This window comes from Pseudomonas sp. OV226 (assembly GCF_003148705.1).
GTDB lineage: Bacteria > Pseudomonadota > Gammaproteobacteria > Pseudomonadales > Pseudomonadaceae > Aquipseudomonas.
The window spans coordinates 221860-235039 of sequence record NZ_QGGS01000005.1 but is presented as its reverse complement, the minus strand read 5'-3'; the positions used below and the strand labels follow the sequence as shown (position 1 = coordinate 235039).

The 13180-nt window shown below is 57.6% G+C and carries 13 protein-coding genes; 10 read left to right on the top strand and 3 right to left on the bottom strand.

Annotated elements, in window-relative coordinates:
• Positions 1-69: 69 nt before the first annotated feature.
• Complete coding sequence (locus tag C7534_RS12365; RefSeq protein WP_109785939.1) at positions 70-507, bottom strand: universal stress protein; 438 nt, start codon at positions 505-507, stop codon at positions 70-72.
• A gap of 104 nt (positions 508-611) precedes the next feature.
• Between C7534_RS12365 and C7534_RS12360 the strand changes: the two genes are divergently transcribed.
• The 7 genes from C7534_RS12360 to C7534_RS12330 all read left to right on the top strand — a co-directional run bounded on the left by C7534_RS12360 (position 612) and on the right by C7534_RS12330 (position 9106).
• A complete protein-coding gene (locus C7534_RS12360; protein ID WP_109785938.1) occupies positions 612-1049 on the top strand; it encodes a hypothetical protein in 438 nt (145 codons plus the stop codon).
• Positions 1050-1585: 536 nt separating this feature from the next.
• The gene (gene fadB, locus C7534_RS12355; RefSeq protein ID WP_109785937.1) at positions 1586-3733 is read left to right on the top strand and encodes a fatty acid oxidation complex subunit alpha FadB; all 2148 of its coding nucleotides are present in this window, start codon (positions 1586-1588) and stop codon (positions 3731-3733) included.
• Positions 3734-3762: 29 nt separating this feature from the next.
• Complete coding sequence (gene fadA / locus C7534_RS12350) at positions 3763-4938, top strand: acetyl-CoA C-acyltransferase FadA (RefSeq protein ID WP_007944141.1); 1176 nt, start codon at positions 3763-3765, stop codon at positions 4936-4938.
• A gap of 99 nt (positions 4939-5037) precedes the next feature.
• Positions 5038-5274: a DUF1653 domain-containing protein gene (locus tag C7534_RS12345; protein WP_046026993.1), complete on the top strand. Its 237-nt coding sequence runs from the start codon at positions 5038-5040 to the stop codon at positions 5272-5274.
• Between the two features lie 114 nt (positions 5275-5388).
• Positions 5389-8016: a type I DNA topoisomerase gene (topA, locus tag C7534_RS12340; protein ID WP_109785936.1), complete on the top strand. Its 2628-nt coding sequence runs from the start codon at positions 5389-5391 to the stop codon at positions 8014-8016.
• Between the two features lie 180 nt (positions 8017-8196).
• The gene (locus C7534_RS12335; protein ID WP_046026991.1) at positions 8197-8721 is read left to right on the top strand and encodes a DUF6586 family protein; all 525 of its coding nucleotides are present in this window, start codon (positions 8197-8199) and stop codon (positions 8719-8721) included.
• 151 nt (positions 8722-8872) lie between these two features.
• Positions 8873-9106 carry a hypothetical protein gene (locus C7534_RS12330; protein WP_007944145.1) on the top strand — a complete coding sequence of 78 codons (234 nt, stop codon included), beginning with the start codon at positions 8873-8875 and terminating at the stop codon, positions 9104-9106.
• 91 nt (positions 9107-9197) lie between these two features.
• On the opposite strand, the gene sulA is transcribed toward C7534_RS12330, so the two are convergent.
• Positions 9198-9671 carry an SOS-induced cell division inhibitor SulA gene (sulA, locus tag C7534_RS12325; RefSeq protein ID WP_046026990.1) on the bottom strand — a complete coding sequence of 158 codons (474 nt, stop codon included), beginning with the start codon at positions 9669-9671 and terminating at the stop codon, positions 9198-9200.
• Between the two features lie 10 nt (positions 9672-9681).
• The gene (gene lexA / locus C7534_RS12320; RefSeq protein WP_046026989.1) at positions 9682-10290 is read right to left on the bottom strand and encodes a transcriptional repressor LexA; all 609 of its coding nucleotides are present in this window, start codon (positions 10288-10290) and stop codon (positions 9682-9684) included.
• A gap of 229 nt (positions 10291-10519) precedes the next feature.
• Here lexA and C7534_RS12315 point away from each other — a divergent pair, with 229 nt between their 5' ends.
• From C7534_RS12315 to C7534_RS12305, 3 genes are all read left to right on the top strand, one after another.
• Positions 10520-11227: a TetR/AcrR family transcriptional regulator gene (locus C7534_RS12315; RefSeq protein ID WP_109785935.1), complete on the top strand. Its 708-nt coding sequence runs from the start codon at positions 10520-10522 to the stop codon at positions 11225-11227.
• 170 nt (positions 11228-11397) lie between these two features.
• Positions 11398-12396 carry a beta-N-acetylhexosaminidase gene (nagZ, locus tag C7534_RS12310; protein ID WP_177412240.1) on the top strand — a complete coding sequence of 333 codons (999 nt, stop codon included), beginning with the start codon at positions 11398-11400 and terminating at the stop codon, positions 12394-12396.
• Between the two features lie 12 nt (positions 12397-12408).
• Positions 12409-13146: an S-methyl-5'-thioinosine phosphorylase gene (locus C7534_RS12305; RefSeq protein WP_109785934.1), complete on the top strand. Its 738-nt coding sequence runs from the start codon at positions 12409-12411 to the stop codon at positions 13144-13146.
• Positions 13147-13180: the final 34 nt, after the last annotated feature.

Here is a 13180-nt window from a genome sequence, read left to right as displayed (position 1 = left end):
GATGAACGCCGGGCTTTTCATATGGAGTGAGATCTACGAGGCTACAGCGATCCATTGTGGGTTCGTGTTTCAGCTTTTGATCAGGCGCACCGCGAGCACATCGCAAGGCGCGCCGTGCAGCACGTCATTGGCGGTTGAGCCAAGCAACAGTGCCAGACCATGGCGGCCGTGGCTGCCGACCACGATCAGGTCGCATTGCTGTTCCTTGGCGAAATGATGGATTTCCTGGCGTGGTTGGCCATAAGTCAAATGGCAGTTGGCACCTTCGAGTTCGGAGTACTTGAGTTTCAGGCGCTCAAGGCGCTCCTTGGCCTGATCGAACTGCTGTTGTTGCAGTTGTGACAGGTCCATGGGGACGTCACCGCCAAAGGCCATGGCCATTGGCTCGACAATGTGCACCAGGGACAGCTTTGCCCCATTGCTCACCGACAACTCGCGAGCCCGGTGGATTACAGGGTCGCACTCTTCGGTTAGATCTACAGCGACCAGAATGTGGTTGTAGGGCATGAGGTGCTCCTCCTGAGGGTTGCAATATTGGTAAGTATGGCTGGTTTCAAGCGCATTGGTTTCTATGTGGCTCAAAGCGCTCATCAAGATTCGGGAGTACAGATATGACGGTCTGGATAGTGGTGTCAATCCTGCTGGTGGTACTGAGTCCGCTCGCATGGTTGCGGCCGTCTCGTGGTCAGAGCGGGCGAATGGCCCTGCGCATGGAGGCGCGACGTATCGGTCTGGCCATGCAACTGGCGCCTCAAGAGTGGCCGCATTGGCTGAGCAAGGAGCCGCCGAGCCCCTGCGCCCAGTACCATCGCCCGCGTCGCGGCAATCAACCGGCATGCTGGAGTTACTGGCAAAAATCGCCGGGTGTATGGGTGAATCAATGGCAGGAAGTTTGCGAGGATCCGGCGTTTTTGATTCATTTCGAAAAGTTGCCAGAAAATGTCTACAAGGTTGAGGCAGACAAGCAGATGATCACCTTGTATTGGGGAGAGAAGGGCGAGGCGACGGTTCTGCAAGACATTGACGCCGTGCTGAAAGCGCTGGCGTGAGCCGAGAATGTTTTGCGCTGCAATGGCGCAAAGCGCGGCAGACAGTCAATAAAAAGCCCGACATCATCATCGGGCTGGGGTTGGCCAGGCAGGCCGGTAATTCGCTGTAGGGCTGATCTTACGCACGGTATTCGCCAAACGCGTTCAAATTTTCCTTCAGGTTCCTGCCAGCGTAGCTTGTTAAACAAAGGCTGCAGTGAATTAGGGCGACTTTTCTAACTATTGATTCTATGAATGCTTTGACATGCAGCGGCGTGTTGAAGTGCTTCGCGGTACGGAAATGACCGGAAAGTCGCGTTTGAACCTGTATTTTGGGCGATTGACAATTGTCGGAAATTCCGTGAAGGTGACGTACCCAAATCAAACGGGCGTATGAATTGAGCGTTTGTATTTCAGATCGCTCCTACAGAATCCCGACTATCGCGTTGGAGGGTGTGCCGGGTGGATTGGCGTAGCATCGACGTTTAACGTCCTGCCGAGCCATTCACCTGCGTCCGACGTGTACTGTTCAGCTTCCATATCGTGGAGATCAGTTGATGATTTACGAAGGTAAAGCCATCACGGTTAAGGCTCTTGAAAGTGGCATCGTCGAACTGAAGTTCGACCTCAAGGGTGAGTCCGTCAACAAGTTCAACCGTCTAACCCTGAACGAACTGCGTCAGGCTGTAGACACCATCAAGGCAGATGCTTCGATCAAAGGCGTGATCGTCAGCAGTGGCAAGGACGTGTTCATCGTCGGCGCCGACATCACCGAATTTGTCGAAAACTTCAAGCTGCCTGATGCCGAGCTGGTTGCTGGCAATCTGGAAGCCAACAAGATTTTCAGCGATTTCGAAGACCTCAACGTCCCGACTGTCGCCGCAATCAACGGCATCGCCCTGGGTGGCGGTCTGGAGATGTGCCTGGCGGCGGACTACCGCGTCATGTCCACCAAGGCCAAGATCGGTCTGCCGGAAGTCAAACTGGGCATCTACCCAGGCTTCGGCGGTACTGTGCGTCTGCCGCGCCTGATCGGCGCCGACAACGCCATCGAGTGGATTGCCGCTGGTAAAGAAAACCGTCCTGAAGACGCGCTGAAAGTCGGCGCAGTGGACGCAGTGGTTGCTCCTGAGAAACTGCAGGAGGCGGCCCTGGAACTGATCAAACGCGCCATTTCCGGTGAGTTTGATTACAAGGCCAAGCGTCAACCGAAGCTGGAAAAGCTGAAGCTGAACGCAATCGAACAAATGATGGCTTTCGAAACCGCCAAAGGTTTCGTAGCTGGTCAGGCTGGCCCGAACTACCCGGCGCCGGTTGAAGCGATCAAGACCATCCAGAAAGCCGCGAACTTCGGTCGCGATAAAGCGCTGGAAGTCGAAGCCGCCGGTTTCGTCAAACTGGCCAAGACCTCTGCCGCGCAGAGCTTGATCGGTCTGTTCCTGAATGATCAGGAGCTGAAGAAAAAGGCCAAGGCCTACGACGAAATCGCCAAAGACGTGAAGCAGGCTGCCGTATTGGGCGCCGGCATCATGGGTGGCGGTATCGCTTATCAGTCGGCCTCCAAAGGTACGCCGATCCTGATGAAGGACATCAACGAGCACGGCATCGAGCAAGGCCTGGCTGAAGCCGCCAAGCTGCTGGTCGGCCGCGTTGATAAAGGTCGCATGACCGCCGCGAAAATGGCTGAAGTGCTCAACGGCATTCGTCCAACCCTGTCCTACGGTGATTTCGGTCACGTGGACCTGGTGGTTGAGGCGGTTGTCGAAAACCCTAAGGTCAAGCAAGCCGTACTGGCCGAAGTCGAAGACAAGGTCAAAGAGGACACCATCCTCGCGTCCAACACCTCGACCATTTCCATCACCTTGCTGGCCAAAGCCCTCAAGCGTCCGGAAAACTTCGTCGGCATGCACTTCTTCAACCCTGTGCACATGATGCCGCTGGTTGAAGTAATCCGTGGCGAGAAGTCTAGCGAGCTGGCGGTTGCCACCACCGTTGCCTACGCCAAGAAAATGGGCAAGAACCCGATCGTCGTCAACGACTGCCCGGGCTTCCTGGTTAACCGCGTACTGTTCCCGTACTTCGGCGGTTTCGCCAAGTTGGTCAGCGCCGGCGTGGACTTCGTCCGTATCGACAAGATCATGGAAAAATTCGGCTGGCCAATGGGCCCGGCGTACCTGATGGACGTGGTCGGCATCGACACCGGTCACCACGGTCGTGACGTGATGGCTGAAGGCTTCCCGGATCGCATGAAAGACGACCGCCGTTCGGCTATCGACGTGCTCTACGAAGCCAAGCGCCTGGGCCAGAAAAATGGCAAGGGCTTCTACGCCTACGAGACCGACAAGCGCGGCAAGCAGAAGAAAGTCGCCGATCCTTCGGTGCTGGAAGTGCTCAAGCCGATCGTTTATGAGCAGCGTGAAGTCACCGACGAAGACATCATCAACTGGATGATGATCCCGCTGTGCCTGGAAACCGTGCGTTGCCTGGAAGACGGCATCGTCGAGACTGCTGCCGAAGCCGACATGGGTCTGGTCTACGGTATTGGTTTCCCTCCATTCCGTGGCGGTGCGCTGCGCTACATCGACTCGATCGGTGTTGCCGAGTTCGTTGCCCTGGCTGACCAGTACGCTGATTTGGGCGCGCTGTACCACCCGACCGCGAAGCTGCGCGAAATGGCCAAAAACGGCCAGAGCTTCTTCGGTTAAGCGCCCCCAACTAGAGTGAGAGTGAACTTATGAGCTTGAATCCTAGAGACGTCGTGATTGTCGACTTCGGTCGTACTCCGATGGGCCGCTCCAAGGGCGGCATGCACCGCAACACCCGCGCCGAAGACATGTCGGCGCACCTGATCAGCAAATTGCTGGAACGCAACGTCAAGGTTGACCCGAACGAAGTCGAAGACGTGATCTGGGGCTGCGTAAACCAGACCCTGGAACAGGGCTGGAACATCGCTCGCATGGCGTCCCTGATGACTCAGATCCCGCACACGGCTGCCGGTCAGACCGTCAGCCGCCTGTGTGGCTCCTCGATGAGTGCGCTGCACACTGCTGCTCAAGCAATCATGACCGGCAACGGTGACGTGTTCGTCGTCGGCGGCGTCGAGCATATGGGCCACGTGAGCATGATGCACGGTGTCGATCCGAACCCGCACATGTCCCTGTACGCGGCGAAAGCCTCGGGCATGATGGGCCTGACCGCTGAAATGCTGGGCAAAATGCACGGCATCACTCGCGAGCAGCAGGATGCTTTCGGCGTGCGCTCCCACCAGCTCGCCCATAAAGCGACGCTGGAAGGCAAGTTCAAAGACGAAATCATCCCGATGCAGGGCTACGACGAGAACGGTTTCCTGAAACTGTTCGACTACGACGAAACCATTCGTCCGGAAACCACCCTGGAAAGTCTGGCGGCTCTCAAGCCTGCCTTCAATCCAAAGGGCGGCACCGTGACAGCCGGTACGTCGTCGCAGATCACTGACGGTGCCTCGTGCATGATCGTGATGTCGGCGCAGCGTGCACAGGACCTGGGCATCCAGCCTATGGCAGTGATTCGTTCGATGGCAGTGGCAGGTGTGGATCCGGCAATCATGGGCTATGGTCCAGTACCGGCTACACAAAAAGCACTGAAGCGTGCGGGTCTTGGCATTAACGATATCGACTTCTTCGAGCTCAACGAAGCTTTCGCCGCACAGGCTCTGCCAGTGCTGAAAGATTTGAAAGTACTCGACAAGATGAACGAGAAGGTTAACCTGCACGGCGGCGCGATCGCCTTGGGTCACCCGTTCGGTTGCTCCGGTGCACGTATCTCCGGCACTCTGCTGAACGTGATGAAGCAAAATGGCGGCACCTTCGGGGTGGCTACCATGTGCATTGGTCTCGGCCAAGGCATCTCCACCGTCTTCGAACGCGTTTAAGCGTTCCGTTGACGGAAGCCGGGGCCAAGTGCCCCGGTTTTTGTTTTTCTGAATTTATTTTTGTTTTTATTTTGAAAAGATTTGAGTGAGGGCCAAACCATGCCGATACAACCTGGGCTCTACCAACATTACAAAGGTCCGCAGTACCGCGTATTCAGTCTTGCGCGGCATTCGGAAACTGAAGAAGAAGTGGTCTTCTACCAAGCCCTGTATGGCGATTACGGCTTTTGGGTACGTCCCTTGAGCATGTTTCTTGAGTCGGTCGAGGTTGACGGCGAACAGGTGCCACGCTTTGCTTTGGTGCAAGCCGAACCGAGCCTTTTTTCGAAGCCATAAGCTGAGTGCGCGCAAAACCCTGCGCTTGACCTCACCTTGTAGCCACTATATATAGCGGTGCCGCGTCAGGCGCCAACCGCCTTTCACTTCTAGAATTCAGGAATTTTCTGATCCATGGGCAAATCGCTGGTCATTGTGGAATCCCCGGCTAAGGCCAAGACCATCAACAAGTATCTGGGTAACCAATACGTGGTGAAGTCGAGTATCGGCCATATCCGAGACCTGCCCACCAGCGGTTCGGCTAGCGCCAGCAAAGAGCCAGCCGCGAAGCGCGGCAAGGCTGCCGCGGGCGAAGGTCCGGTGCTCTCGCCGAAAGAGAAAGCGCGCAAGCAGCTGGTCTCGCGCATGGGGGTCGATCCCGATCATGGCTGGAAAGCCAAGTACGAGATCCTTCCGGGCAAGGAAAAAGTCATCGAAGAGCTGCGCCGGCTCGCCAAAGATGCTGACACCATCTATCTCGCAACCGACTTGGATCGCGAGGGGGAAGCCATTGCCTGGCACCTGCGCGAAGCCATCGGTGGTGACGACAGCCGCTACAAGCGCGTGGTGTTCAACGAAATCACCAAGAAGGCGATTCAGGAAGCCTTCTCCAAGCCGGGCGAGCTGGACATCGACCGAGTAAACGCTCAGCAGGCGCGTCGCTTCCTCGATCGCGTGGTGGGTTACATGGTTTCGCCGCTGCTGTGGGCCAAAATCGCCCGTGGCTTGTCCGCCGGTCGCGTGCAGTCGGTTGCGGTAAAACTGGTGGTCGAGCGCGAACGTGAAATCCGTGCGTTCAACCCGGAAGAATACTGGGAAATCCATGCTGACCTCGGCACCGCCAAGGGCGCGACCGTGCGCTTCGACGTGGCTCGCGAGAAAGGCGAGGCCTTCAAGCCGCTCAACGAAGCCCAGGCCATGGCCGCGCTGGAAAAGCTCAAGGCTTCCAGCTACAGCATCGTCAAGCGCGAAGACAAACCGACCAGCAGCAAACCGTCGGCTCCGTTCATCACGTCCACCCTGCAACAGGCTGCAAGCAACCGCCTGGGCTTCGGCGTGAAGAAAACCATGATGATGGCCCAGCGTCTGTACGAAGCCGGCTACATCACTTATATGCGTACCGACTCCACCAACCTCTCGGCCGATGCCGTGACGATGGCGCGCACTTATATTGAAGGCGAGTTCGGCAAGAAGTACCTGCCGGAATCCCCGAACGTCTACAGCAGCAAAGAAGGTGCACAAGAGGCTCACGAAGCGATTCGTCCCTCCGACGCCAATACCGAGCCAAGCAAGCTGTCGGGCATGGAGCGTGATGCCGAGCGCCTCTACGAGCTGATCTGGCGCCAATTCCTGGCTTGCCAGATGTTGCCGGCGCAATACCTGTCGACCACGGTCACCGTCGGTGCTGGTGATTTCGAGCTGCGTGCCAAGGGTCGCATCCTGAAGTTCGACGGTTACACCCGCGTCATGCCGCAAATTACCAAGCCGGGCGATGATGATGTGTTGCCAGATATGGCTCAGGGCGATGCGATGAAGCTGATCAAGCTTGATCCGACCCAGCACTTCACCAAACCGCCGGCGCGCTACTCGGAAGCGAGCCTGGTTAAAGAAATGGAAAAACGCGGCATCGGTCGTCCTTCGACCTACGCAGCGATCATTTCCACCATTCAGGACCGTGGTTACGTCGCGCTGCACAACCGTCGTTTCTATTCGGAAAAGATGGGTGACATCGTCACTGAGCGTCTGTCCGAGAGTTTCTCCAATCTCATGGACTACGGCTTCACCGCCGGCATGGAAGAGCACCTCGATGACGTGGCCCAGGGCGAGCGCGACTGGAAAAACGTACTGGACGAGTTCTACGGTGACTTCAAGAAGAAGCTGGAAGTAGCCGAAAGTCCAGAAAGTGGCATGCGTGCCAACCAGCCGGTCATGACGGACATTCCGTGCCTGACCTGTGGTCGCCCAATGCAGATTCGTACGGCCTCGACGGGCGTGTTCCTCGGCTGCTCGGGCTACAGTTTGCCGCCGAAAGAACGCTGCAAGGCCACCGTCAATCTGGTGCCCGGTGATGAGATTGCCGCGGACGACGAAGGTGAATCGGAGTCGCTGGTGCTGCGTGGCAAGCATCGCTGCCCGATCTGCAGCACGGCGATGGACGCATACCTGCTCGACGAGAAGCGCAAGTTGCACATCTGCGGTAACAACCCGGATTGCGATGGCTACGAAATCGAAGAGGGTACTTATCGCATTAAAGGCTATGAAGGTCCGAGCCTGGAGTGCGACAAGTGCGGCAGCGAAATGCAGCTCAAGACCGGTCGTTTCGGTAAGTTCTTCGGTTGCACCAACGCAACGTGCAAGAACACCCGCAAGCTGCTGAAGAGCGGTGATGCTGCGCCGCCGAAGATGGATCCGGTGAAGATGCCTGAGCTGAAGTGCGAGAAGGTCAACGACACCTATATCCTGCGCGACGGTGCTTCCGGCCTGTTCCTGGCGGCGAGCCAATTCCCGAAAAACCGCGAAACCCGTGCTCCGCTGGTCATGGAAATCGTGCCGCACAAGGACGAGATCGATCCGAAGTACCACTTCCTCTGCGAAGCGCCGAAGAAGGATCCGGACGGTCTCCCGGCGGTGATTCGTTATAGCCGCAAGACCAAAGAGCAGTATGTGCAGACAGAAGTCGACGGTAAGCCGACTGGCTGGAAGGCGTACTACGACGGCGGCAAGTGGAAGGTTGAAGACAAGCGTCCCGCTGCAAAGGCTTAAAGGATAGTGGGCCGACGCCGTCGGCCAATGGGAGCAAGCTCCCTCGCCACATTACAAAGGCCGCATGACAACCCTCGGGTTTTCATGCGGCCTTTTGTTTTGTGCTTGCGGGAAGCGGAGGTGATCCACGACACTGTCTGACCTGTGTGAAGCAATTATTTCGTTGTGGAGACTGCCGTCATGGCCCACGAACTCTATACCCGTACCAATCAGAAGATTTATTTCGCCGGTCTGTCGCTGGAGGCGCTCGCCAGAGCTGAAGAAGGGCGGGCAATGAACTCGCTGGCGCTGATCCAGGCGGGTCGCGAATCGGCGTTGTTTCACCTGTACGGTGCCTTGTTGGGGCTATGCCATGAAATCGCCGGGTTCTATCGTTTGCCTCAAGCTAATGCGCCTCGGGCTGAGTTGTTGCTGACTCGCGAAATACTCGAGACCATCGCAATTCCTGAAATGGCTGAAATGGTCGAGCTCGCGCAAAACCCTGAAACCTGGCTGGCCAAGTTGTTGGCGGCCCATGCGGCGTTGTTTCAACCTCCGCGCGCGCCGCACAAGCCTAAGGGTGACGTGACTCAGCCATTGATTCTGGCTGTTAACCTCGATGAAGAAGAGGCGCCAGAGGAACTGAGTCGGGAGGAGTTGGAAGGCTGGCGTCAGAACCTGAAAGGGCTGGCAATCCGGTTTCGAGAAGGGTTGAACGAGTGCTGACGGATTAGCCGGTATGACGGATGCCTTGAAAGGTGTCCGCTCAAGGATGGGTGCTGAAAGATATTTCCTTGCCATGACATCTGGTCAAGTTGCCGAGCGAAGCCTGACCGATGCCTATATAATCCCCGCCTTTCGTGGAGAACAGACCTTTATGCCAACGTCCTTTCTAGAAATTGTCGAGTTACCAGACGGTCGTATCGAGCTGCGCAGGGCCGAGGACGAGGGTTCTCTGGTCACTTTGGATTTCTCCGAGGATGCCAAAGCGTTCCTTCAAGGTCAGTACGTGGAAGTCGCCAAGGCGATGTTGAGCGTCGGTGTTCAGATGGCAGGGCGCCTGGTTGAAGGCGAATTTGATAAAGATCAGGGATCTCGCGTCCTTCATTGATCCCGCCCGTCGGATTGCAGGAATCGCTACAGATCGGCTTCTCTATCCTTGGAGAAGCCCCGCGCAGTTCAACGCGCGCATTGTTACTCGGTTAGCCCAATCGAATATTCAAGCTCTGTGCGTCCCCGGTTCGGGCGGCGCTGATCAACTGTTGCCGTGAAGTCGTGTTCAACGGATTGAGCCAGCTGACCACTGTGTGGCTGCGGCCCAGACGCAAGGCTTCGCAGGTCAACTGCTGGGCGCTTTGGGTGCCGCGAGGTTGCAACAGCAAGATGCGTTCGCGGTTAAGACCTGCATCCCGCAGCCAAGCCTGGGTCAGGCTCGCTGGCGGGGCAATCAATGTTAGCCAGCGTGCGTCCTGATCCTGGCTCAGCTCCCTGAGAATAGGTGCCAGAAGGTTCAGGCAGTTCCCGGCTGCACCACGTAGCGACAGCTCACTGAAGGCTTCGGGCTCGGCGCACCACGGCGACTCGACCACGTCTTTCAGGATCGGCGCCAATGGTTGCGCCATGAACGCCTCAAACAGCGGTAATTGGGCTTGCTGTGATGTGTGTGGGAACTGCATAAAGCCTCCTTTAGCGGCGAATCACGCCGACACTCAAGCCTTCAATCACCAGTTCCTGATCTTTCAGGTTCACTTCGATAGGGGCAAATTCAGGGTTTTCGGCAATCAACCAGACCTTGCTGCCGTCACGCTTGAAACGCTTGACCGTCACTTCGTCGCCAATTCGAGCGACCACGATTTGACCATTACGGGCTTCACGTGTGGTGTGCACGGCCAGCAGGTCCCCGTCGAAAATACCGACGTCTTTCATGCTCATGCCGTGAACCCGCAGCAAGTAGTCAGCGCGCGGATGGAAGAAGGCGGGGTTGATGTTGCAAGACTCTTCGATGTGCTGCTGGGCCAAAATGGGAGCACCGGCAGCGACTCGTCCAATGATTGGCAGCGTCGAGTCATCGGCCTTGGCTTCGAAGCCTGGAATACGAATGCCACGGGACGCGCCCGGAGTCATCTCGATAGCACCCTTGCGAGCGAGCGCCTTAAGGTGTTCCTCTGCTGCGTTGGGCGACTTGAAACCCAGTTCCTGAGCGATTTCCGCGCGGGTTGGTGGATAGCCGTTGTCTTCGAGGCAGCGTTTGATGAAGGCCAGAATCTCTGCTTGGCGTGGCGTCAGCTTTAGCATTTTGATCGCTCTGTCTTTTTATACAGTGACTGGGATTATATACAGTGAAAGCGTCTTGGCAATGCCCCTTTTTTCACCGACTGCCGGACGGTCGATCGACCCGCTGATTGAAGCTTTGCCGTTGTATGGTTAAATAGCTGACCGACCATTCCCCAATCGAACTGCCAGGCTTGACAACGCATAGGCTGAAACGTATGTTTCAAACAAGTGTTTGTCAGGCGGAGTAGCCATGGCCCAGTCGGAAACCGTTGAACGTATTCTTGATGCTGCCGAGCAGTTGTTCGCGGAAAAAGGTTTCGCTGAAACCTCGTTGCGCCTGATCACCAGCAAGGCCGGTGTCAATCTGGCGGCGGTGAACTATCACTTCGGTTCCAAGAAAGCGCTGATTCAAGCGGTCTTTTCGCGCTTCCTCGGGCCGTTCTGCATTAGCCTCGATAAAGAGCTCGAGCGGCGTCAGGCCAAGCCCGAGAACAAGCCGACTCTTGAAGAGCTGCTCGAAATCCTCGTCGAGCAAGCCCTTGTCGTGCAGCCTCGTAGCGGCAATGATCTTTCGATCTTCATGCGCTTGCTGGGTTTGGCCTTCAGTCAGAGCCAAGGCCACTTGCGGCGTTATCTGGAAGACATGTACGGCAAGGTGTTCCGTCGCTACATGATGCTGGTCAACGAAGCCGCACCGCGCATTCCACCGATCGAGCTGTTCTGGCGCGTACACTTCATGCTCGGTGCCGCAGCGTTCAGCATGTCGGGGATCAAGGCCCTGCGCGCGATTGCCGAAACCGATTTCGGCGTCAACACCTCCATCGAGCAAGTCATGCGCCTCATGGTGCCGTTCCTGGCTGCCGGCATGCGTGCCGAAACCGGTGTGACCGATTCCGCCATGGCGACCGCGCAGTTGCGTCCTCGCAGCAAGTCGGCCCCGGCTCCCGCCAAGGTTTAACCGCTCACGGGTGGGCGCGGCAGCTGACATCCGCTAAGCTAGCCGCCCATGCCGACTCTCGTTATGAACCCGTTCCCCATTTGTATCGCCGACCTGCCGGGCTTTGCCCAAGGCGGCGAATTCGTGTGGGTCGGGTTTCTCGTTATCAAGGAATTTCTATGACTGCTGGCCTGCAAGGCTCGTTGATGGTGGACGTCGCCGGTACCTGGCTGACGGCTGAAGATCGCCAATTGTTGCGCCAGCCCGAAGTGGGCGGCTTGATCATTTTTGCGCGTAACATTGAAACTCCACGCCAGGTGCGCGAGTTGAGTGCTGCGATTCGTTCAATTCGCCCCGATCTGCTGCTGGCGGTGGACCAGGAGGGCGGTCGCGTCCAGCGTTTGCGCCAAGGCTTTGTGCGACTGCCGGCGATGCGCGCCATCGCCGACAATCCAAACGCCGAATACCTGGCCGAGCAGTGCGGCTGGATCATGGCCACCGAGGTGCTTGCCGTTGGCCTCGACCTCAGTTTCGCCCCGGTACTGGATCTTGATTATCAGCGCAGCGCCGTCGTCGGAACCCGTTCCTTCGAAGGTGACCCCGAGCGCGCCGCGTTGCTGGCCGGTGCTTTTATCCGGGGTATGAACAGCGCCGGCATGGCCGCTACTGGCAAGCACTTCCCCGGTCATGGCTGGGCTGAGGCGGATTCCCACGTCGCCATCCCGAACGATGAGCGCAGCCTCGACGAGATCCGCGCCAACGACCTGGTGCCGTTCGCCAAATTGAGCAAGCAACTGGCTGCCGTCATGCCGGCCCACGTTATTTACCCGCAAGTCGACTCCCAGCCTGCCGGCTTCTCCCGTCGATGGTTGCAGGACATCCTGCGCGGTGAGTTGCAATTCGATGGTGTGATCTTCAGCGACGACTTGTCGATGGCCGGTGCTCATGTGGTGGGCGATGCGGCCAGCCGGATCGAAGCCGCGCTGACCGCCGGTTGCGACATGGGCCTGGTGTGCAACGATCGCGCTGCTGCGGAGTTGGCGCTCAGCGCTGCCCAGCGGCTGAAGGTCAAACCGTCTGAGCGTATTGCGCGAATGCGCGGCCAGTCATACGCCAATACCGAATACCGTCAGAACCCGCGATGGCTGACGGCTGTCGGCGCGCTCAAAGACGCTCAACTGATTGAATAAGGACTTTACGTTATGACGGTTTACGCGATTATCGGTGGCACCGGCCTGACTCAACTCGAAGGCCTGAGCATTCGCCAGTCACTGGCAGTGGACACTCCGTACGGTGCGCCCTCGGCTGAAGTGCAGATCGGCGAATACGCCGGCAAGGAAGTGTTGTTCCTCGCCCGTCACGGTCATCCGCACCGTTTCCCGCCACATCAGGTGAACTACCGCGCCAACCTCTGGGCGTTGAAGCAGGCGGGCGCCGAAGCGATCCTCGCGGTCAACGCCGTGGGCGGGATTCATGCGGCGATGGGCACCGGGCATTTCTGCGTGCCGCATCAGTTGATCGATTACACCAGCGGTCGTGAACACACGTTTTTCGCCGATGAGCTGGAACACGTCACACACATTGACTTCAGCTATCCCTACAGCGAGCCATTGCGTCAGCAGTTAATCGCGGCGTTGGCGGCTGAAGGCGTCGGCTACAGCAGTCATGGCGTATACGCCTGCACCCAGGGGCCGCGGCTTGAAACTGTTGCGGAAATCGCCAGGCTGGAGCGTGATGGCTGCGACATCGTCGGCATGACCGGCATGCCGGAAGCGGCACTGGCTCGTGAGCTGGAACTGGATTACGCCTGCCTGGCGCTGGTGGTGAACCCGGCGGCGGGCAAGTCGACGGCGGTGATTACCATGGCTGAAATCGAGCAGGCATTGCATGACGGGATGGGGAAGGTGAAGTCGACGTTGGCGCGGGTGCTGAAAGGGTAAGGCAGGCTTTGCATCGAGTTGACCCAATCGCGGG